At 48.7% G+C, this 21,569-nt stretch carries 22 protein-coding genes and 1 pseudogene; 11 read left to right on the top strand and 12 right to left on the bottom strand.

Translation table 11 applies throughout. The features are described from left to right. Positions 1-2: 2 nt before the first annotated feature. On the bottom strand, positions 3-1,337 hold the full coding sequence (locus tag FIT99_RS07780; protein WP_140003764.1) for a TAXI family TRAP transporter solute-binding subunit: 1,335 nt from the start codon (positions 1,335-1,337) through the stop codon (positions 3-5). Positions 1,338-2,092: 755 nt separating this feature from the next. On the opposite strand from FIT99_RS07780, the gene cysK reads away from it, so the two are divergent. The 6 genes from cysK to FIT99_RS07745 all read left to right on the top strand — a co-directional run bounded on the left by cysK (position 2,093) and on the right by FIT99_RS07745 (position 7,950). Continuing rightward, positions 2,093-3,073 carry a cysteine synthase A gene (cysK, locus tag FIT99_RS07770; protein ID WP_140003763.1) on the top strand — a complete coding sequence of 327 codons (981 nt, stop codon included), beginning with the start codon at positions 2,093-2,095 and terminating at the stop codon, positions 3,071-3,073. A gap of 145 nt (positions 3,074-3,218) precedes the next feature. Beyond that, the gene (locus FIT99_RS07765) at positions 3,219-4,199 is read left to right on the top strand and encodes a sulfate ABC transporter substrate-binding protein (protein WP_140003762.1); all 981 of its coding nucleotides are present in this window, start codon (positions 3,219-3,221) and stop codon (positions 4,197-4,199) included. 27 nt (positions 4,200-4,226) lie between these two features. Next, positions 4,227-5,096, top strand: a complete 870-nt coding sequence (locus FIT99_RS07760; RefSeq protein WP_140004692.1) for an EAL domain-containing protein — start codon at positions 4,227-4,229, stop codon at positions 5,094-5,096. 111 nt (positions 5,097-5,207) lie between these two features. Further along, positions 5,208-6,041: a sulfate ABC transporter permease subunit CysT gene (cysT, locus tag FIT99_RS07755; protein WP_140003761.1), complete on the top strand. Its 834-nt coding sequence runs from the start codon at positions 5,208-5,210 to the stop codon at positions 6,039-6,041. A 39-nt stretch (positions 6,042-6,080) separates the two neighbouring features. Then, positions 6,081-6,971, top strand: coding sequence for a sulfate ABC transporter permease subunit CysW (gene cysW, locus FIT99_RS07750; RefSeq protein ID WP_140003760.1), 891 nt, complete (start codon positions 6,081-6,083; stop codon positions 6,969-6,971). 1 nt (position 6,972) lies between these two features. Next, complete coding sequence (locus FIT99_RS07745) at positions 6,973-7,950, top strand: sulfate/molybdate ABC transporter ATP-binding protein (RefSeq protein ID WP_140003759.1); 978 nt, start codon at positions 6,973-6,975, stop codon at positions 7,948-7,950. Between the two features lie 414 nt (positions 7,951-8,364). On the opposite strand, the gene FIT99_RS12470 is transcribed toward FIT99_RS07745, so the two are convergent. From FIT99_RS12470 to FIT99_RS07725, 4 genes are all read right to left on the bottom strand, one after another. Further along, entirely contained in the window at positions 8,365-8,604 is a 240-nt protein-coding gene (locus FIT99_RS12470) for a PIN domain-containing protein (protein WP_223261147.1), read from the bottom strand. Beyond that, complete coding sequence (locus FIT99_RS12600; protein ID WP_140003758.1) at positions 8,592-8,837, bottom strand: FitA-like ribbon-helix-helix domain-containing protein; 246 nt, start codon at positions 8,835-8,837, stop codon at positions 8,592-8,594. Before FIT99_RS12600 ends, FIT99_RS12470 begins: the two co-directional genes overlap by 13 nt. 157 nt (positions 8,838-8,994) lie before the next feature. Beyond that, the gene (locus tag FIT99_RS07730; RefSeq protein WP_140003757.1) at positions 8,995-9,291 is read right to left on the bottom strand and encodes a hypothetical protein; all 297 of its coding nucleotides are present in this window, start codon (positions 9,289-9,291) and stop codon (positions 8,995-8,997) included. Between the two features lie 83 nt (positions 9,292-9,374). Continuing rightward, on the bottom strand, positions 9,375-9,641 hold the full coding sequence (locus FIT99_RS07725; RefSeq protein ID WP_140003756.1) for a hypothetical protein: 267 nt from the start codon (positions 9,639-9,641) through the stop codon (positions 9,375-9,377). 498 nt (positions 9,642-10,139) lie between these two features. On the opposite strand from FIT99_RS07725, the pseudogene FIT99_RS07720 reads away from it, so the two are divergent. Continuing rightward, positions 10,140-10,664, top strand: a pseudogene (locus tag FIT99_RS07720) (sulfate/molybdate ABC transporter ATP-binding protein); the annotation flags it as partial. A gap of 108 nt (positions 10,665-10,772) precedes the next feature. Here FIT99_RS07720 and FIT99_RS07715 read toward each other — a convergent pair. From FIT99_RS07715 to FIT99_RS07695, 5 genes are all read right to left on the bottom strand, one after another. Further along, positions 10,773-12,044: an O-acetylhomoserine aminocarboxypropyltransferase/cysteine synthase family protein gene (locus tag FIT99_RS07715; protein WP_140004691.1), complete on the bottom strand. Its 1,272-nt coding sequence runs from the start codon at positions 12,042-12,044 to the stop codon at positions 10,773-10,775. Positions 12,045-12,169: 125 nt separating this feature from the next. Further along, positions 12,170-12,769, bottom strand: coding sequence for a GTP cyclohydrolase II (gene ribA, locus FIT99_RS07710; protein WP_140003755.1), 600 nt, complete (start codon positions 12,767-12,769; stop codon positions 12,170-12,172). Between the two features lie 119 nt (positions 12,770-12,888). Then, positions 12,889-13,341, bottom strand: a complete 453-nt coding sequence (locus FIT99_RS07705) for a response regulator (protein ID WP_140003754.1) — start codon at positions 13,339-13,341, stop codon at positions 12,889-12,891. Further along, the gene (locus tag FIT99_RS07700; protein ID WP_140003753.1) at positions 13,338-15,314 is read right to left on the bottom strand and encodes a hybrid sensor histidine kinase/response regulator; all 1,977 of its coding nucleotides are present in this window, start codon (positions 15,312-15,314) and stop codon (positions 13,338-13,340) included. Before FIT99_RS07700 ends, FIT99_RS07705 begins: the two co-directional genes overlap by 4 nt. A 3-nt stretch (positions 15,315-15,317) precedes the next feature. After that, positions 15,318-16,082 (bottom strand): LuxR C-terminal-related transcriptional regulator, encoded by a 765-nt coding sequence (locus FIT99_RS07695; protein WP_140003752.1) that lies wholly within the window; start codon positions 16,080-16,082, stop codon positions 15,318-15,320. A gap of 143 nt (positions 16,083-16,225) precedes the next feature. Between FIT99_RS07695 and FIT99_RS07690 the strand changes: the two genes are divergently transcribed. The 4 genes from FIT99_RS07690 (at position 16,226) to FIT99_RS07675 (ending at position 19,258) form a co-directional block, all read left to right on the top strand. Then, positions 16,226-16,483: a hypothetical protein gene (locus FIT99_RS07690; protein WP_140003751.1), complete on the top strand. Its 258-nt coding sequence runs from the start codon at positions 16,226-16,228 to the stop codon at positions 16,481-16,483. Between the two features lie 84 nt (positions 16,484-16,567). After that, positions 16,568-16,855 carry a hypothetical protein gene (locus FIT99_RS07685; RefSeq protein ID WP_140003750.1) on the top strand — a complete coding sequence of 96 codons (288 nt, stop codon included), beginning with the start codon at positions 16,568-16,570 and terminating at the stop codon, positions 16,853-16,855. 126 nt (positions 16,856-16,981) lie between these two features. Then, positions 16,982-18,568 (top strand): SulP family inorganic anion transporter, encoded by a 1,587-nt coding sequence (locus FIT99_RS07680; protein ID WP_140003749.1) that lies wholly within the window; start codon positions 16,982-16,984, stop codon positions 18,566-18,568. Positions 18,569-18,613: 45 nt separating this feature from the next. Further along, complete coding sequence (locus FIT99_RS07675; protein WP_140003748.1) at positions 18,614-19,258, top strand: carbonic anhydrase; 645 nt, start codon at positions 18,614-18,616, stop codon at positions 19,256-19,258. 72 nt (positions 19,259-19,330) lie between these two features. On the opposite strand, the gene fdx is transcribed toward FIT99_RS07675, so the two are convergent. Both fdx and hscA read right to left on the bottom strand, forming a co-directional pair. Beyond that, positions 19,331-19,672 carry an ISC system 2Fe-2S type ferredoxin gene (gene fdx, locus FIT99_RS07670; protein ID WP_140003747.1) on the bottom strand — a complete coding sequence of 114 codons (342 nt, stop codon included), beginning with the start codon at positions 19,670-19,672 and terminating at the stop codon, positions 19,331-19,333. 1 nt (position 19,673) lies between these two features. After that, positions 19,674-21,563 carry a Fe-S protein assembly chaperone HscA gene (gene hscA / locus FIT99_RS07665; RefSeq protein ID WP_140003746.1) on the bottom strand — a complete coding sequence of 630 codons (1,890 nt, stop codon included), beginning with the start codon at positions 21,561-21,563 and terminating at the stop codon, positions 19,674-19,676. Positions 21,564-21,569 lie beyond the last annotated feature (6 nt).

Raw genomic sequence — 21,569 nt, 5'->3', positions numbered from 1 at the left:
TCTCAGGATGCCGCTGTTTGTAGCTTGTGGTGATGTAGCTTAGACCTGACCAATTCAATGTGCGCCCGTAATTCGTAGGCATATTGTGAAAAAGGGACTGGTAACTTCACATTGACCACTTTGACCTCAATCTCATTGAGCTTTTCAAGGCAGTCTTGCAAATCTTCAGCAGTCTTGATTTCTTGTAACTGCGTATCCAAAAAACGCAACTCGCCGTAATAACGAAACAGTTTACGTTTCACCAGCCAGACGTACACCATCGGAATGATTTTGGTGAGCGGGATCAATAAAGCCAGCAAGGGTAGGATCACGATCAAGGTCCGATTCACAAAGGTTGCAGCCCAGAACGGCAAGTATTTATCAATAATCGGCAACCCCGATTTATAAAAGTTAAGTGCCTGCGTGCTTAATGGAAAGTCAGTATCTTTGGCAGACGGAAACTCCCCCTTGCTGTTAAGTAGACTGGGGCCACCATGTACCTCTGCAATCACCTTCATCATCAAATAGACCAGCGCCGGGTGCATGTTTTCTTTGACCACCAAGGTCGCGGTTGGCGCAACCAAATGCACATCATGGTTGGGAATGTTACGTGCCAAATCTATTGCGCCTTCGGGCAATACCAAGTGGTGCATAAACGCAAACTTGCGAGAGAATGCTTCTGCCGTGTCCATGCTCAACAAACGCAGGCGTTTATCCGATGCCATTTCACGAATGATGCTCGAATTCGCTACATCCACAAACAGTGCAACATCTAGCTTGCCAGCCTTTAAGGCGGCGGCGGCTTCTTCACCGCCGATGGCAACCAGTTTCGCATTACTTGCGTGAATGCCGCTTTCAGCCAACAACATGCTGGCTAAGGTATGCGTGCCATTGTCAAGATAACCGATGCCAATACGCTTGCCTTTGAGGGCTGATAAATGCGTGGTGTCTGTCTTGCAACGACAAAAAATCCACACTGGTTGGTAATATAAGCTGCCCAATGACAATAACGAGCCAGCCCCTTCGCGTTGCGCAACACCATCTTGAATAAAGGCGATATCGACATTGGAGTCAGGGTCTTTGAGTAAGCGCAGGTTTTCGTTGTCGCCGGTGGTTTTTCGCAGCGTCAGCGTAATGCCTTCTTTTTGCAGATATACCCCATAGATGGCGGCAAAGGCGTTGTAATTCAAATCGGCCTCACCCGTGGCAATCACAATCTTGCGTGGCGGGGCTGGGTCAATAAATTTGTAGGCAAAAAACAAGGCAAGACAAATCAGCAACACAGAAGGGAGCGTAGCCTCAAGCAATTCGCGGGTAAAAATAGCGGTAAATTTGTTGTTACGCGGATCAAATTTCATCGGTCTGTGTGCCAGTAAGCGGCAGCAGTGTGTGGTCAATGGTGCTGATTCTACAGAGGCTGGCGCGGATTGTCACAACAGCAGTATAGCAATACACAGCCATCACGCGCATGATGCTCAGGCGTAATGGCTGTGGCCGGCGCAGGTTAAGCGTGGTAAGAGACGCCAAGCGTTCGTGCGGCGACATCGCCTAAGGCGCTTTGGGTCGGTTGTTCAGACATACAATGGCTCTCCTAATTAAACATACTTAAACATGCTTGGCTACGATGAGCCGTTAAAAATCAAGCTGCGACCGGTCCACGCATTTGCCCAGCGCTTTGCGCGCGGGTAATTTTGGCGGCTGTGCTAAGCGCTGGCGTTGTTCGAGCGCACTCTCCCGAATGTTAGCTAGTTGCTGTACGATGTGTTCAATCGCTATTTCCTCCATCGCCCATTCCCTCATTTTATGCTGGCAAACGGCTGACGACAGGCGAAAAAAAAGCCAGTCGTCCCTAAGGGTGACTGGCTTCCAGTAGTCTGGTCAGCGTGAATCTATTTAAACTATAAAATAAACACTCTGCCTTGAACAGGGCCAAGACTAGAATCATTTCTTATTAGCATATGTGTTTTTATTCTTTGCGCAGTCAGTAAAGCGTTAACTGCGCGGCTATTTAATTATAATATTTAGGTATAAGGTTTTAATAAAATATTATTTTTAATTTTAGAATAAGCTTTTTAAACTGCTATTTAATTCTTTTATTGATCAAGGGAGCACTATGTCACACTGGTTTACCGACAATGCCCAAAGTATAGGCAATACCCCACTGGTTCGTTTGAATCGCATCACATCGCCCGGCCAGGCCACCATATTGGCCAAGATTGAGGGTCGAAATCCAGCGTACTCAGTGAAGTGCCGTATCGGGGCCGCCATGATCTGGGATGCCGAGCAACGCGGTCTACTGGGTCCTGGCAAAGAAATTGTGGAACCGACCAGCGGGAATACCGGCATCGCCCTCGCTTTCGTTGCTGCAGCCAGAGGCTTGCCGATCACTTTGACCATGCCAGACACCATGAGTGTGGAGCGCAGAAAGCTATTGTTGGCTTATGGTGCCAAACTGGTATTGACCGAGGGGGCCAAAGGCATGAAAGGGGCGGTGGCCAAAGCCGAGGAAATTGCCGCCTCAGACCCTCAACGCTATGTATTACTTCAACAGTTCAAAAATCCAGCCAATCCTGCCATTCATGAGCAAACCACCGGACCTGAAATTTGGCGCGATACCGGCGGCAATATTGATATTTTCGTGGCAGGCGTGGGCACCGGTGGCACCATCACAGGCGTGTCACGTTACCTCAAGCAGACGCAGGGTAAGCAGATTCTATCGGTGGCGGTGGAGCCGGCGACCAGCCCAATTTTGACGCAGTTTCGCGCCGGCGTAGAGCCAGCGCCGGCGCCACACAAAATTCAAGGCATTGGCGCCGGTTTTGTGCCTGATACCCTCGATTTGAGTCTGGTCGATGATATTGCGCAAGTCAGCAATGAAGACGCGGTGCTATTTGCCAGACGCTTAGCTTTAGAGGAGGGCATATTGGCGGGGATTTCTTGCGGTGCTGCCGTGGCGGTGGCGGCTCGCTATGCAGCGTTGCCTGCGCACGCAGGTAAAACCATTGTCGTGGTGTTGCCAGATTCTGGCGAACGTTATTTGAGCTCGGTGCTGTTTGAAGGCGTATTTGATGCGCAAGGATTAAGCCCGGCTTAATCCGACTTTAAAACGTCTGCCAGTGCGGGCGTTTTTTTGTGCCTTTTATATTCTTTAATATTATAAACATATTATTTTTTATTCTTTTTAAAGATATTGAAATCCCGCTATAGTGTTCTCCAGATTTTCATTCAAGGAGTGCGCTATGTCCCGCATCATTCGTCATTTATTACTGGTGGCTTTATTTGGCTTTGCGCCTTTACATGCGGCGGAGCTGCTGAACGCGTCTTATGACGTCACTAGAGAGTTTTACAAAGAGTTAAACCCCGCATTCGCGCAATATTGGAAAGACAAAACCGGAGAGTCGGTGACCATTAACCAGTCACATGGTGGCTCGACCAAGCAAGCACGGTCGGTGGTCGATGGTCTGGATGCAGATGTGATTACGATGAACCGCTCTGCAGACATTGATATTCTCGCTGAAAAGGGCAAGTTGATTCCTGCCAATTGGCAAACGCGTTTACCAAACAACAGTGTATACAGCGCTTCGCCGACGGTTTTTTTAGTGAGAAAAGGCAATCCAAAGCAAATCAAAGACTGGGATGACTTGGTGAAGCCGGGTGTTGCCGTGATTATTCCGAATCCTAAAACGTCAGGGAATGGGAAATATAGCTATCTGGGCGCATGGGGTACGGTGACACAAAAAGGCGGCGATGCGAATAAAGCGAAGCAGTTCGTCAACGATTTGTTTAAGCATGTCCCTGTATTAGATGCCGGTGGCCGCGGGGCTACAACGACCTTTGCGCAACGTGAGTTGGGCGATGTGTTGCTTACGTTTGAAAACGAAGTTTTTTTGATTCAGCAAGAATTCGGCCAAAACAAATACGAAGTGGTCTATCCGCCACTCACCGTGCTGGCTGAAAACCCGGTGGCATTAGTAGATAAAGTCGTGGACAAAAAAGGCACGCGTAAACTCGCGCAAGCCTATTTGGAGTTTCATTTCTCACCGCAAGGACAAGCGATTGCAGCCAAGCACTATCTACGTCCACAAGTCAGTGATGCCGGCCAGAGCAATTTCAAAAAATTGAATACTTTTACGGTGAAACAAGCCTTTGGTAGCTGGAGCGAGGCCGAAAATACACATTTTAATGATGGCGGTATTTTTGACCAGATTTATCAGAAATAGCGAACGCATGCGCAACAAGGAGTCATGATGACACAACGAACATCGAATCAAGAGGCGGAACATGTGGTGCAATTGCGCGCTGAGTTAAAGCAAGCCTTATCGTTAGACCTCGAAGAATTGGGTCTGCTAGAAGCAAGCTCGGGCGAGTACGAAAGCACATTCATCGGCGTACACCTCAAAACCGCATTTCAACCCATTTATGATGCCAAGCAGGGCGATATTTATGGCTATGAGGCCCTGATCCGCCCGTCGCTGTTTGGCACCTTGGGCAGCACGCCAGAGTTTGCATTTACCTATGCTGAGCAATCCGGCAAATTGGTACAGTTTGACCGCGTCTTCCGCTCGCAACATGTATTGAATTTTCGTGCCATTCACCAAGAAAACGGCCTGCTATTTTTAAATGTGCATCCCAAGTTATTGCTCGAAGTCAGCGCACACGGCAAAGTGTTTGAGCAGATTTTGCATAAGTATTCGGTGCCCACACATCGGGTAGTGCTTGAAGTCAATGAGTCGCTGATCGAGCAGGATAAGCATTTAATTTCGGCCATTGAGAACTATCGTGCCTTGGGTTATCAGATTGCTTTTGACCATGTCGGCGGACACCAAAGTAAATTATATCGGCTGTGGCTGACGCAACACGATTTCATCAAGTTTGATGTGTCGGTGATCCATCAGGCGGCGCAACAACCAACCCTAGCCAAGGCGCTAAAAGGATTAGTGGCCATGGTACAGGATCTAGGTAGCACCCCGGTGATTGTTGGCATAGAGACCCAGCAACAGTTGGATATTGCGATTGCCTCAGGCGCGAGCGTGTTGCAGGGCAATTTGCTGGCTGCGCCCGTGGTGGCGAAGGTGATTAATGACCAGTTTCAACATAAGACGCCCAAAGTAGCTTAAGCGCATTCACTTTAATATAACAGGCGCTTATAAATAAATGATTATTCATTCTTTTGATAATTAAAAAAATGCGGCTACATTAGCGCCTGTTTTCACTGATTACCACACAACATGGCATCAAATAAAAAGAAACATCTACTACCCGGTTTTGGGTTGTCTTTGGGGGTCACGCTGGTTTATCTCAGCCTGATTGTCTTGATCCCGCTCGCTGCCGTTTTTTTGCGTACCACTGAACTGACTTTGCATGAGTTTTGGGCGGTAGTGACCACGCCTCGCGTGGTGGCAACCTACAAACTGACTTTTGGCGCCTCATTGTTGGCCGCATTGATTAATCTGGTGTTTGGATTGCTCACCGCTTGGGTGCTCGTCCGTTACCAGTTTGTTGGTAAAAAAATTCTAGACGCCTTGGTGGATTTGCCGTTTGCGTTGCCGACAGCGGTGGCCGGTATCTCACTGACGGCGATTTACGCCCCCAATGGCTGGTTAGGACAATGGCTAGAGCCGCATGGCATTAAAGTCGCATTCACGCCCTTGGGGGTGGTGGTCGCGCTAACCTTTATTGGCTTGCCATTTGTGGTGCGCACGGTGCAGCCTGTCCTCGAAGACTTTAGTGCAGAAGCCGAAGAGGCGGCGGCCAGCTTGGGTGCTAACCGTTGGCAAACTTTTTATAAAATTATTTTGCCTGCCATTTGGCCCGCCTTGCTCACTGGATCTTCTTTGGTCTTTGCTCGTGCGGTGGGAGAGTATGGCTCGGTGATTTTTATCGCCGGCAACATGCCGATGATTTCAGAAATCACGCCGTTGATGATCATCACCAAACTAGAGCAATATGATTATGCGGGTGCCACGGCGATCGCTGTGGTGATGCTGGTGATTTCGTTTTTGTTACTGTTGCTGATTAATTTACTGCAATGGTGGAGCAACCACCGCCACGGCAACAAGTAACCCAAGCCATTTACCTCGCATTTTTTAAGTAGAACATCTATGCACACCACACAATTTCAACAATATCAGGGCAAGATCGCTTTTAAGCGCGCGACTTCTGAACCCACATGGGTTCGGTGGGGGCTGATTGGGTTGACGCTTGCATTTTTAGGGCTTTTCTTACTTGTCCCGCTCGCCGCCGTATTTGCAGAGGCTTTTCGAAAAGGCTGGGGCGTGTATTTGGCCGCGATTACCGAGGCAGACGCCCTATCGGCGATGAAGCTCACCTTGATTGCCTCGCTCATTTCAGTGCCACTCAACCTAGTGTTTGGGGTGGCGGCTGCCTGGGCCATCACCAAATTTGATTTTAAGGGCAAAAGCTTTCTGATCACGCTGATTGATCTGCCATTTGCAGTGTCACCGGTGATTGCGGGTTTGATTTTTGTACTGATTTTCGGTTTTCAGGGCTGGTTTGGTGAGTGGTTGATTGACCATGACTTGAAAGTGGTATTTGCGGTGCCTGGCATCGTTCTGGCCACTATTTTCGTGACTTTTCCATTTGTGGCGCGTGAATTGATTCCCTTAATGCAGGCGCAAGGCAAAGAGGAAGAAGAGGCTGCGCTGGTGCTCGGTGCTTCAGGCTGGCGAATGCTATGGCATGTGACGTTGCCAAATGTGAAATGGGGCCTCATTTATGGCGTCATCCTCACCAATGCACGCGCGATGGGTGAGTTTGGCGCAGTATCCGTGGTTTCTGGGCACATTCGCGGCATGACCAATACCATGCCCTTGCACGTCGAAATTTTATACAACGAATATAACTATGCTGCTGCGTTTGCGGTTGCCTCGCTGCTCACCTTGCTGGCGCTAGTCACGTTGGTTTTAAAAACATATGTCGAATGGCAGGCCTCCCGCGATGCTGCCAATATTGAAAAGGAAGTGACGGCTTAATATGAGCATTACCATTCAACAGATTCACAAAGGTTTCGGCCAATTTAGTGCCTTGCGTGATATCAATCTGCAAGTGCCCTCAGGCGAGCTGGTGGCCTTACTCGGCCCCTCCGGTTGCGGTAAAACGACCTTGTTACGCATTATTGCCGGCCTCGAATCGCCGGATAGTGGTCAAGTGTTATTTGATGGCGTGGATACCACGCACCGCGACGTGCGTGAGCGTCAAGTCGGCTTTGTGTTTCAGCATTACGCCTTGTTCCGCCACATGACCGTCTTTGAAAACGTGGCGTTTGGTTTGCGCGTGCGTTCAAAAGAAACGCGGCCGTCGAATGCAGACATCAAAAAACGGGTGCATGACTTGCTCAAACTGGTACAACTGGATTGGTTGGCTGATCGTTATCCGCCGCAATTATCCGGTGGTCAGCGTCAGCGGATTGCCTTGGCGCGTGCCTTAGCGGTCGAACCAAAAGTGTTATTGCTGGATGAGCCCTTTGGCGCACTGGATGCCAAGGTGCGTAAAGATTTACGCCGCTGGTTGCGTCGTCTGCATGATGAGTTGCATGTGACCAGTGTGTTTGTGACGCATGATCAGGAAGAAGCGCTCGAAGTCGCGGATACGATTGTGGTGATGAACCATGGGCAAGTAGAGCAGGTGGGTTCTCCACAGGCGGTATATGACCAGCCCGCTACGCCATTTGTGTACGAGTTTTTGGGCAATGTGAACGCTTTTGAGACCCCACAAGGCAAGGGTTTTGTACGACCTTATGAAATCGGCGTCAGTCGTATTGCGCAGCCCGATAGCATCGCCGGTGCCTTGACTTATGTCCACTCGGTCGGCGCATTGGTTAGACTTGAAATTAAACGCGCAGACAATGCGCAATATGTAGATGTAGAGCTTGGTCGTGAGCAGTTTAACCAGCTGAATTTTCAGCAGGGTGAAACCGTGTATTTAAAACCAACGCAGTTGCGCGTGTTCTAGCCTAGAGTGTATGTGTTTATGAGTAGGGTGGACAACTAGTTGCCCACCCTACAGGGCTGATCCTCTTCGTCATACCGGCATAGCCCGGTATCCAGTGACTTTTTACAATGTAGTCATCGACACTAGATTCCCGACTACGCGGGGAGGACAAAACGCATGGGTATATTGGGTTGCTTCCTGAATATTAGAGCTAATCAAGAAAATCTATTTTTAAAGCTTGATGCTTACAGCTTTTATGACAGATCATACGGATTAATTACGCTTAATCCTGCCGCGATATAAGGTTTTGTGACTCTAGTCGCAACGCTGAGCTCATGTGTCATCGCAATTGCGGCTATGTAACCATTTGCGGGCCCAATCACTTGACCAGCCGCACGTACTTTAGCCAGCTTTTTCCTTAGACCTGTGATGATACTAGGTCAAATGACAAAAACGACCTTCAAATAAAAGTAACACGCTTTGTTCAAGGCTGGCATTTAAAACATCTTTTCGCTTACCCGATGGTAACGCTGCAATCCCAAAACGTAGCTCAGCTAGCCCGAAAGTAGTAGGGTACAAAGTTTCAATGTGTTGTGCATTGATCCAGTTCGCTACTTTGGGGTCGGCTCTGGCTTTTAAAGGCTCAGAAATCACATTGGTTTCTAATAAAACCATTCAAAACCCATTGGCACTGAGGCTGTTTGGTCTCGCTCAATCTTAATTTCCACGCCCTCAGCCTCACGACCAATTGCCGTTAACAATGTGCCAAGCATGACTCTATGTCCAGGCCTCACTGCATTTTCTAAAAAACGTATTTCTGCCTCGGGACGGCGGTGTTTACGAGCTGCCCGCGACTTGTGTACGCGGCGTGTTTCTTCGGATAAATTTCTGACAGTGACAACAGACATACGTATGCACGCCATGAAAAACATAAAAAATGATGTTAAATTGATGATTTGATGAAAACTGGAGTAAGGACACTCACGCGTGCGAAGGAATAAAAAAACCCGCCCAAAAAACAGGCGGGTATCAGAGAGAGATTTAAAATCGTTTGCAATTCAGAGATCAGTCCGGATTATGTGGCGCAAAATATGGCCGCTTACCCATAAAATTCATTTGATGTTGATTATGTTTCATCAATTTCTTTTCAGCTTGTTCGGGGTCTTCAGCCACTAAACCAGTGCCTTCCCAAGCCTCATCAGTTTCTTTAGCCTTAACATCCGGTGCTTTGCTGTAGGGTCGCTGACCAATATGATGATTGTTATTTACACGACGAACAGTTTGCTCATTATTCGGTAAATCAGCCGCATTGCCTTGCCCCATAAGCCCAAAGGCTAATATAGTTAATAATAGTTTTTTCATTTTCTCACTCCTAAATTTTTCATAGTGCTTAGGAGGCAAATACGGGTGATACACTTTATTTTGTGCACCCTGCATGCCCCTGATTAAAAAGCGCGTTTACCAATCATGTGCAATTTTTGTGGCTCATGAACGCTCGCACGCCCATTATTACTATCCACCACCAGTGTTGCTCCTACCCAGGATTGCTCACTGTCAGCTTTGGCAATCACTGGTTGAGCATAGGGACGCTTGCTTAAAAATTGTTGGGCAGTCTGTGTTTTTTCAATACCACCATTCTGTTCCACCGCAACCACTTGGGTAGCCAGAATAAAACCACTTACTAAAGCAATTGCAGAAATAACGTTACGCATGATCGTTCTCCTATCTGTTAATCAATGTGATGACAATTTGTTAAAACTTTGTTCAATCACGATGCTTTGCATTATGCGCGGTGATTTTCTATAAATCGTCTATAGATATAGGTAGGGTGGTATATACCAAACGGCATACTTGGATTGATTCGCGCATAAGAAAAGCGGGGGCTAAGATGAACTAATTTCTAGTCTCAATACGGATATACGGAGGATAATGGCGTTGCTACAGGGTAGCTTCCGCTGTGCAAAGCGCATTGTTATCACATTAAAACCGTTGCTTATGGTAAGTGATTACCGTAAAAACTAACTTGCTTCATGAGACTTTGTACGGCTGGAATGCAGTATTCCATGAATTCGTGAGGGGTTGAACGCAAGCGCAACCAATTGCCCGGCTTACAGGACTATTTTGGGCTTTGAAACTTAAGATGTCTGTTTTGCCACCGAAGTGAATTTGATGGCTTTTTTAAAAAGGTCATGCTCTAGCTTTAGCTGGGCGTCGGCTTTGTGTTTCAGCATTACGCCTTGTTCCGCCACATGACGGTCTTTGAAAATGTGGCGCTTGGTTTGCGCGTGCGTTCAAAAGAAACGCGGCCGTCGAATGCAGACATCAAAAAACGGGTGCATGACTTGCTCAAACTGGTACAACTTGATTGGTTGGCTGATCGTTATCCGCCGCAATTATCCGGTGGTCAGCGTCAGCGGATTGCCTTGGCGCGCGCCTTAGCGGTCGAACCAAAAGTGTTATTGCTGAATGAGCCCTTTGGCGCACTGGATGCCAAGGTGCGTAAAGATTTACGCCGCTGGTTGCTTCGTCTGCATGATGAGTTGCATGTGACCAGCGTGTTTGTGACGCATGATCAGGAAGAAGCGCTCGAAGTCGCGGATACGATTGTGGTGATGAACCATGGACAAGTAGAGCAGGTGGGTTCTCCACAGGCGGTATATGACCAGCCCGCCACGCCATTTGTGTATGAGTTTTTGGGCAATGTGAACGCTTTTGAGACCCCACAAGGCAAGGGTTTCGAATTTTACAACGGCTTTTATACTCAATAAAACAGGCGAGCCTATTGAATCGCCTGTTTTTTGCCGATTGCAATCAGCATTTGCTGACGCTGCTGCTAGTGTTGATTAAACCTTGGCCAACGCTTGTTCTAGATCGGCAATCAAGTCATCAATGTGTTCAATACCGACCGATAAGCGCACCATGTCTTCGCTCACACCCGCCCGGGCGAGCTCATCCGCGTTCAGTTGTCGATGCGTGGTGGTGGCTGGATGGCAGGCCAGACTTTTGGCATCGCCAATATTGACCAGCCGCGTGAATAACTGCAAGGCGTCAATAAAGCGTGTGCCACCGGCTTTTTCGTCTTGCACGCCAAAAGACAAAATACCCGATGCCTGACCGCTGAGATATTTTTTCACCAGCGCGTGGTCTGGGTGATCTGGCAGTCCGGCGTATCTAACCCATTTGACCTTGGGGTGCTGTTGGAGAAAATGCGCCACGGCCAAGGCATTGCTGCTGTGCCGTTCAATACGCAATGGTAAGGTTTCTAGTCCCTGCAAAATCAAAAAGCTATTAAACGGACTAATCGCCGCACCGGTATTGCGTAAAGGCACCACACGCGCCCTTGCAATGTATGCCGCGGCGCCTAATGCCTCGACATAGTTGACGCCGTGATAACTTGGGTCTGGCGTATTCAGACTGGAGAATCTGCCTGCATGTTCGCCCCAGGGGAATCGGCCACTATCGACGATGATCCCGCCAATTGAATTGCCGTGACCGCCGATATATTTGGTCAGAGAATGCACGACAATGTCTGCGCCATGCTCAAAGGGTCTCGCCAAAATTGGTGTCGCCACCGTATTATCAACGATGACTGGCACGCCATGTTTGTGTGCCGCTGCGCTGATCGCAGCCAGATCCACCACGTTACCCAGTGGGTTGCCTATTGTCTCGGCAAACACCAGCTTGGTGCGATCGTCTATCAGTTTTTCTAATGCAGCGGGATCGCGATAATCAAAAAATCTAACTTCTATGCCTTGCTTAGGTAAGGTGTGGGCAAATAGATTATAAGTGCCGCCATACAGCGTAGAGACCGAGACAATATTGTCGCCTGCCTCGGCGATTGTTTGAATGGCATAGGTGATGGCTGCCATGCCGGAGGCCAATGCCAATGCGCCAATGCCGCCCTCGAGTTGTGTGAGACGCTCTTCAAGCACGGCGGTGGTCGGATTCATGATGCGGGTGTAAATATTGCCTTGCACCTTCAGATCAAACAAGTCTGCACCATGCTGCGTGCTATCAAAGGCATATGAAGTGGTTTGATACAAAGGCACGGCCACCGCTTTGGTCGTTGGGTCAGGTTGATAACCGCCGTGAATAGAGATGGTTTCTTGCTTCATGTCGTCGCACTCCTGCTGATATTGATCGAACAGGCAGTATAAACCTGCTGCTGAGAGCGGTTTATAACATTTCATGGATGACTTATAACCGTTTTCGATATGCGGCTGCGATGCCTGCGGCTGACTTACAAATCTGGAATAAGATGGCCCAGCTTGTGTGACTTCGTTTGTAGGTATTTGAGATTTTCGTGGGTGGGCGTGGTTAATAAAGGCACTTGTTCAGCAATACTGATACCAAGCGCTTGTAAGGCCGCGCGTTTGTCCTGATTGTTAGACAATAGGCGAATACGCTGAATGTCAAAAAATGCCAACATATCCGCTGCGGCCTCATAACTCCGTGCATCGACTGGTAGCCCGAGCGCTTCATTCGCTTCCACTGTGTCTAGGCCTTGGTCTTGCAGGGCATAGGCGCGCATTTTATTGGTCAGCCCAATGCCACGGCCCTCATGATTTTTTAAATACAGAATCAGCCCGTGGCCAGTTTCTTGAATCAGGCGCTGGGCGTGGTGTAATTGCTCGCCGCAGTCGCAGCGGGTGGAGCCAAAGATATCGCCAGTCAAGCACTCGGAATGCACTCTCACCAGCGGTGCCTCTGCACGCTGCACTTCACCACATGCCAGCGCAATATGCTCCAGCCCATTACGGCGATCGCTAAAAACATGAATATCAAACGTTCCAAATTGGGTTGGTAATCTGGCGCTTGAAGTGTGGGATAAGAAGAGCATTGGATGACCGGTTCGGCTAAAAGGCTAGGGTAATATTGTAGCGGTTGTGCGCTTTTTAAAGTACCAACATACAATTAATCTGTGTTGTAAAGACGACCGCCTGTTTTTAACCATGAAAGCTATTGATAGCCTGGCAGTTGCAAATTGGGTTGATGTTGTTTGAGTTGCGTAAAGAGCCAGCGCGTTTCAAGTAATATCCATACGCGTAACATGGCCTCCATTGGGTCGAATGGTTTGGTCAAAAAGTCTTTGGCACCCAAGGCTAACGCCTTACGCCGCGTGGCAATGGTTGCATCGGCGGTGAGCACTAACACGGGTAGATAGTCATGTTGGCCCACATGATGAGAGAGCTGGTCGAGCACGGCAAACCCATCCAGCACTGGCATCATCAAGTCAAGCAGAATCAGGTCTGGTTGAAACGCATTGACCAGATCCATGGTTTTGGTGGCGTCTGAGGTGCTGATGACCTGTTCAAAACCTTCCTTGGTGAGTAGCGTTTCCAGCAACCTTAGGTTGGCTTCTGCATCATCGATGATTAAAATTTTTGAGCTACGCAGTTGTTCAATATTCATAAGGGGGACTCCGGCAGGAGTTTTAACAGTAGCTGATTGAAGGCGGCAACATTAATCGGTTTAGTAAAATAATGCGCGATGCCCAGTGCGTTTAAGCGTTGTATGGTCTCTGGCAGCGCGTCGGCGCTAAGTACAATAATGGGCATTTGTTGCAACTGGGTCCGGCTGGATTGAATGTGGTGGATCAAGGATTCACCTGAGCCATCCGGCAAGTTGAGGTCCAAAAGTAGCAAGTCTGGCTGCATATCTCTCAACCATACCAGACTCTCTTGGACACTTGCGGCAAGATGGAGTTTAAGGTGACGGTGCTTACTCATCATGGCCTCAATCAAGGCCTGATTGCTCTGGTTATCTTCGACGTAAAGCACATGGCGTTTGCCAGCACTTTTGGCGGCCGCGCGTATGATAGGCACGGCTGCCTGCGCGGTTGTGTCTGGCCGGATTGCGGCTATTTCAAGCGTCTCAGGCAAACTGAACCAGAATAGGCTTTTGTCTTCTGCCACCCCAATTTCACCGCCCATGGCATCGATCAGTTGTTTGCTAAGTACCAAACCTAAGCCAGTGCCCTCAATGACGGTGCGCTCTGCCCCCAACCGGTCAAAAGGCGTAAACAAGCGAGAGCGCAATTGTGCGGGGATACCTTTGCCGGCATCCTCGATATCAACGCGAACCTTGCCCTGCTGACGATAAGCATGAAACCGCACCTTGGTGCTATCCGGGCCGTATTTCAGCGCGTTTGCCAGTAAGTTCAAGATCACCTGCAACAATCGCTGCCGATCGGCACGCACAAATAAATCATCCTCAAACTGGGTGACAATCGTCATGTCACGTACTTTCTCCAGCGGTTTTAAATAATGGTAGGCCTCCTCAAGCAGCTGGTTCAGCGCCAGCACCTCCATCGACATACCGATATCGCCGCTCTCAATACGCGAGATATCCAACACCTCATTGATTAGTTTCAACAAGTGTTGGCCAGCATTGTGGATTAACGCCGCACTGTCTTTTTGCCGGCCCTCAGGCAAATCGTTTTCAAGAATTTGTGCAAAGCCTAAAATGGCATTCAACGGCGTGCGCAGCTCATGGCTAGTGCGCGATAAAAAATTACTTTTTGCCGCACTCGCTTCTTCTGCTTCAACCTTGGCTAAATGGGCCTCTTGCGCGCTTTGCGTGAGCAATCGTGAGGCATGTTCTAATTCGCTGGTCAGTTGTCCTAATTCGTCCCGGCTAATGCTGGGTAACGCCAATGGTTCGCCTTTGACTAAATGATTCGCGCTATCACGGATGGTTTTCACCCGCGTGACGATGGTCTGCGTAAACAGCCAAACGCCAATTAGTGAACCCACGACACCTGCAATCACCGCCATTAATGTAATCCGTAAGTTACGTTTGCGTTCGTAAATTACTTCTTTTTTGTCTTGATTAACAATCGCAGACTCGCGCAAGCTCATCTTGTTTAGATGACTGCGTAATTGATTCAACGCATTGCCTTGTGAGCTAAATTTACGAATGAGGGCTTCATCGGCCTCTTTTTGACGATGGCTGGCGAGCACGGCCAAATCGTCAAGATTTTTGGCGACCAGCGGATGGATGACTTGTAATAAATGTTGTTGTGATTGGTCGTCCAGATTATGTTCTAGCGAATTCAACAGATTGGGCATGCTTTGCTTCGCACTCTCATAGCCAGACAAAAACTGGCGATTGCCGGTGAGCAAAAAATCGCGCACACCGGTGGAGGCTTCGAGTAACAAGGTTTGCAAGGTTTGGATATCCTGCTGGATTTGTAGCGCATTTTGTACGCGTCTTTCAAGTAAAGCGGCTTGTTGTTCGCTTTCAAAAATCAATGCCAGTGAGGCTAGCAATACGGTTAACGGCAAGGCATTTAACACGATGCCCTTCGTGGTTAATGACAAATCCTGCCACAGTCGATTCATCCGGCTGGTGAGTTGCTGCAAAGGATTGAATGCGCGATTCATGCGTTATAAACCCTCACTCTTGAATCCTGCCTCTACCGCTTTGACGGCAGCCTGGGTACGGTCATTCAAATCTAGTTTGCTTAAAATGCGCTCAACGTGAATCTTAACCGTGCCTGGCGAGATGCCCAATTTGAGCGCTAGCGCTGCATTACTGGCGCCGGAGGGGAGTAGTGCAAATACCTCGCGTTCACGCGGAGTAAGTTTTTGCAGGGCACTGTCATCAATCACATGCTGACTGTTTGGCTGACCCTGCAAGGCGAAACCTATTAGACCGCAGGCGCTATGAAGCACTTGCAAACTCGCTGCGCTTAATGGGTTGCCGGTCATTAACCCTAGCAATCCCACCGCGCGTTGCTGACAGGCGATGGGCAGGTGATAGCAGTGCAACACAGATTGCTCCACTGTAGTGACTGTCCACAAGCTGGGCACAAATTGGGTATGGGCCTCAAAGCGTATCGGTTCTTTCAGCCATTGTCCCAGAGCGCCCAGCATCGGCACGCGAGCACCCACCGGAAACGTCTTGCCACGCTGCGCCAGCATTTTTAGCGCACCGGCATGCTGCTGGCTGATCAAGCCGTGTGCCGCGCCAAACTGCATGCATAGTTCATCCAGCAGCCATTGCAACAGCGCTTCTGACCACCCATGCATGAACAATTTCTGGCCCAGACGTTCAAACAAACGGTCATGTGCCAGTTGCACTTGGCTCTGTTTGAGCGCGTTTCGCAGCGCAAATGCGCTCTCGGTAGAAGGAGGTAGGTTATTTTGCATATGCCGTTTAGTATATACCGAACTACCTATATTGGTAGATTTTTTGTTGTCAGAACATGGGCAAAATGCAATCCATGGTGAATGCATTGAGATTGAAAGCATTCAGAAACGACAGTCAACGGACTACTTAAAGGAGAACAAATATGCGTACATTTACTACTGCGGTAACCATGATCTTAGGCTTGAGCTTTGGCGTGGCAGTACAAGCGTCTGAAAACAATTCTGGTGAAAAAGTGCAGAATGTCCATCACGTACATTTTCTGGGTAAGCGCCCTTATCAGCCTGTGGTGTTGGCCAAGGCCGACGCTGAGCAAGCTTGGGTAGGTGCTACACTAAGAGTAGACCAAACGAATACCCAACAAGTGCTGAAAATGCATGCACTTGGCAAGCGCGCTTTCTAGTCAGAGTTGTGTAAGCTAATGTCGACATAATCAACGTGCAATTCATAAAACTGTAACTATAAATGAATAATGTAGGAGCGAGAAATGTGTAAATTTTTGTTGGCACTATGGGTAACATTTGGTTTAATGTCTTATGCGCAGGCTGAAGAGTCAGTAGAGCAGGAGTCGGTTGTGAACCAGATGCATCAAAACCACTTTTTGGGTAAGCGTCCTTACGCGAAAGCACCCATCGCCAAGCAAAATCCGGATGAAAAATGGGTTGGGGCTGGCATTGTGACTGACAAACCGGAACCAGGTTTTGATAAGCACCAGCAGATGCGTCTGAATTTTATTGGCAAGCGTCCTTACACGGCGGGCAGCTCGGCAGATTAAAATAGTTTGCCCTAGGCTGATCAACCACCCTCAACCCCGCAACATTGCGGGGTTTTGTGTGTGAAAATGGCAACCTATACAATTAAAAAAATATAACGATTATTTTATGTGTGAAGGATATAAACGATGTCAAGCACGTTGCAAGACTCTGGTTCACTAGCGTTTTTTAAGCATATCAATCGAGACTTGCCTGCCTCGATTGTGGTGTTTTTTGTGGCCTTGCCACTATGTTTGGGCATTGCGCTTGCATCAGGTGCTCCCTTATTTTCCGGGGTCATTGCCGGCATCATCGGCGGCATTGTGGTCGGCTTTGCCAGCGGTTCGCAACTGGGGGTGAGTGGCCCGGCAGCGGGGCTGGCGGTCATTGTTTTGGCAGCCATTGGCAACTTAGGCTCTTATGAAGCGTTTCTGGCCGCTGTGGTGTTGGCGGGTCTGTTCCAGTTTTTATTAGGCCAATTTAAAGCGGGATTTATTGCGTATTTCGTGCCGTCTTCGGTGATCAAAGGCATGTTAACCGGTATTGGCTTATTGATTATTTTAAAGCAGATACCACACGCGTTTGGTTACGATGCCGACTTCGAGGGCGACGAAGCGTTTGAAGAGGGCAGTGGGCACAATACGTTTACAGATATTTTACAAGCGTGGGATTTGCTGACGCCCGGCGCTATTTTAATCGCCGTGGTTTCGTTTGTGATTTTGATTCTGTGGGACAGTGTGCTCACCAAAAAACACCGCGTGTTCCAACTATTGCAAGGGCCGATTGTGGTGGTGTTGGTCGGTATTGCGCTGAACTTGGCTTTTGTGAATCAATGGCTGGACTTTAAACTGGATGCTTCACAAATAGTCAGCTTACCGGTGGCGAGCAGTATCGGTGACTTTGCCAGTTTTTTTACCCACCCCGATTTTAGCCAGATGACGCAACCGCTGGTGATTAAAACGGCGTTGGTGATGGCCATTGTGGCCAGCTTAGAAACGCTGTTGTGTGTTGAGGCCACTGACAAGTTAGATCCATCAAAAAGGATTACCCCCACTAATCGTGAACTCAAAGCGCAAGGCCTGGGCAATATGGTCTCTGGTTTGATCGGCGGTTTGCCGATCACGCAAGTGATTGTGCGCAGCAGTGCCAATATTACTTTTGGCGCACAAACTAAACTGTCTGCTATTTTGCACGGTTTTTGGTTGTTGTTAAGTGCAATGACCATTGCGAGTTTTTTGAATTTGATCCCACTGGCTAGCTTAGCCACTATTCTGATTATGGTGGGTTACAAACTGGCGAAGCCTAGCCTGTTTAAACAGATGTATGCGCTCGGCTGGGAGCAGTTCATACCGTTTATCGTCACCATTGTGGCCATCGTCTTCACTGATTTGTTGACTGGGATTGGTTTAGGTCTGGTGGTGGCTGTATTTTTCACTTTACATCACAGCTACCGCAACTCGCATTACATCAAACAAACACGCTCTACTGAAGAGGGTAAAGAGGTTTATCACCTGGTGCTGGCAGAAGAAGTCTCGTTTTTTAACAAAGCGAGCATTCTGGAGGTGCTTGATAGCATACCCGCTAACAGCAAGGTGGTGATTGACTGCACCAGCAGTAAGTCCATCGCTTATGATGTGGTGGAGTTTATTCATGACTACCAGCAACATGCAAAATTAAAAAATATAGTGGTGGAGACCATTCAATTCAAACCACCCAAACATTTATTGGGGCACTAGCTTCATCCCCTAGCATTCATAATAATTATTTGACAGAGGTTACATATGTACAAACACCCTTTACTCGACCGTGAAAAAATGACCCCACGTGAGGCATTGGATATTTTAATTGAAGGTAATCGCCGTTTTGCCAACGACCGTGAGCAAGACAAAGACTTCAAAAGCCTGATTCAAATTACCAAAGATAAACAACATCCTTTCTCTTCATTTTTAAGCTGCAGCGATTCGCGTGCCCCGGTCGAGTTGTTATTTGACCAAGCACTGGGCGATGTATTCAGTGTGCGATTGGCAGGCAATATTGCCTCAGACAAAGCCATTGGCAGCCTTGAGTTTGCGAGTAAATACCTAGGCAGCAAACTGATCGTAGTCATGGGGCATAGTTCATGTGGTGCGGTCAAAGCCGCTTGTGATGACTTTAAGGACGGCCACATCGGCGAGATTATTAATTTGATCAAGCCAGCGATACGTCATGAAAAAACCATCACGGATGCCGACCAACGCAACTCAAAAAATAGCGATTTTGTTGAGAAAATTTGCGCGTTAAACGTCAAGTATCAGATCGATACGATTATTCGTTGCAGTGATATTGTGGACGATATGCTGCAAAGCAAGCAGATCGGTATAGTGGGCGCCGTCTACGATATCTCAAACGGTAAAGTAAATTTCCTCGAAGATACTTTTATCGGTTAAGCATGGCACTGTTCGCATAAAAAAAGCCGATGCTTGCATCGGCTTTTTTGTGCACCATGGAGGCTTTCAGCCCTAGTGCTGGCCCTCTTTGGCCAGGTTGATGCTGTATTTCGGAATCTCCACCGTTACATCTGCGCTTTGTATCACCGCCTGGCAAGAAAGTCGTGACTGCGGGGTAAGACCCCAAGCACGATCGAGCATATCGTCTTCATCCTCTTCGATGTCATTCAGCGTGTTAAAGCCCTCGCGCACCACGATGTGACAGGTCGTACAGGCGCACACGCCGCCACAGGCATTATCGATATCGATGTCATTTTTTAACAGCGCATCGCAAATGGAGGTGCCTTGTGCCACTTCAATCACTGCGCCTTGCGGGCAGAGTTCGGCATGCGGTAATACAGTAATTTTTGGCATATTATAGTTCCAGTGAATCTAGGTTTTTACCCGCAAGCGCCTTTTGCACCGAGGCGTCCATGCGTCTGGCGGCAAAGTCTTCTGTGGCATGGTTGAGTGCGTCGCTTGCCTGGTTAATTGCATGGCTGTCTGTGCCCTGACATAAGGTTTTTAGGGCTGCGATGTGCTGACGAATTGTTTCATTTTCATCGCTGCTTAATAGATGCTCGCCATCTTCGGTGAGCGCTGCCTCAATCGCTTCAATGAGACGTTGCGCGTCAACCACGGCCTCTCGCAACATGCGGGCGGCTTTATCGCTCTCAGCGGCACCGAAGGAGTCTTTAAGCATAGTGGTGATTTGATCTTCGCTCAGACCATAAGATGGTTTGACCGTCATGTTGGCTTCGACACCGTTGGTTTGCTCGCGCGCGGTGACCGATAATAAGCCGTCAGCATCGACTTGAAAGGTGACGCGAATGCGCGCTGCGCCTGCGGCCATCGGTGGAATACCACGCAATTCAAAGCGTGCCAAAGAGCGGCAGTCTGAGACCAGTTCCCGCTCACCTTGCACGACGTGAATCGCCAATGCGGTTTGACCATCTTTATAGGTGGTGAAATCTTGTGCCCGTGCAATCGGCAAGGTTGAGTTACGCGGAATGACTTTTTCGACCAAGCCACCCATGGTTTCAAGACCTAGCGATAGCGGCGTCACATCCAGCAACAACAGATCTTCATCGCTGCGGTTGCCTGCCAGCACATTGGCCTGAATGGCCGCGCCGAGGGCGACTACTTTGTCGGGATCAAGATTCGTTAATGGTTCTTGCTCAAAAAAAGCCTGTACCGCATGGCGAATATGCGGCATGCGTGTAGCGCCTCCAACCAACACCACGCCTTTGATGTCACTGATGCTTAATCCTGCATCGCGCATTGCTTTTCGCGTGGGACTCAGCGTTTTGTTCACGAGATGCTCAGTCAACGTCACAAATTGGCTGACGGATAAGGTTTCGTCGACCAAGGCGCCATTACTTAATTTACAAACAATATTTGCTTCATGATTATCGGTGAGCCATTCTTTGGCCTGACGTGCTTTGGTCAGCAATAAGCGGGTGTCTTCTTCGCTGAGTGGCTTAAAGTCGCTGGTCTTGAGCCGCACTTGGTCGAGTACCCAGCAAAAAATGCGGTGATCAAAGTCGTCACCGCCGAGAGCGGAGTCGCCATTGGTTGCCAATACTTCAAACACCCCTTTGCTCAAGCGCAAAATAGAAATATCAAACGTGCCACCGCCTAAGTCATAAATAACATAGACACCCTCAGCCGCATTGTCCAGCCCGTAGGCGACTGCTGCGGCTGTGGGCTCATTGAGCAAGCGCAATACATGCAAGCCAGCCAGACGCGCAGCATCTTTGGTTGCCTGACGTTGTGCATCATCAAAATATGCCGGTACGGTAATCACCGCGCCGGTCAACTCACCGCCGAGTGCTTTTTCTGCGCGAATCTTGAGTGTTTTTAAAATGTCAGCTGATATTTCTACTGGGCTTTTTAAACCTGCGCGGGTGTTGAGTTCAAGCATGCCTTGCGAGCGATCATTTTCAACAAAATGATAAGGAATATGCGCCCGGTCAGTGATATCGTGCAAAGCACGACCCATAAAGCGTTTGACCGAAACGATCGTGTTGACGGGGTCCAGGCTTTGCGCAGCCTGCGCCTCATGACCAACCACGACGTCGTGCTCTAGATAGCGCACCACAGAAGGCAGCAATGCATGCCCGTGCTCATCATGTAATACGGTGCTCATCCCACTGCGCACCGTGGCCACCAGCGAGTTAGTCGTGCCTAAATCAATGCCGACAGCCAGCTTGTGTTGATGCGGGGCAGGGGATGCGCCAGGTTCAGAAATCTGTAATAGGGCCATGAAACT

The sequence above is a fragment of the Methylophilus medardicus genome (genome assembly GCF_006363955.1).
In the GTDB taxonomy this organism is placed as follows: Bacteria; Pseudomonadota; Gammaproteobacteria; order Burkholderiales; family Methylophilaceae; genus Methylophilus; species Methylophilus medardensis.
This window is presented reverse-complemented; position numbering and strand designations above follow the sequence as displayed.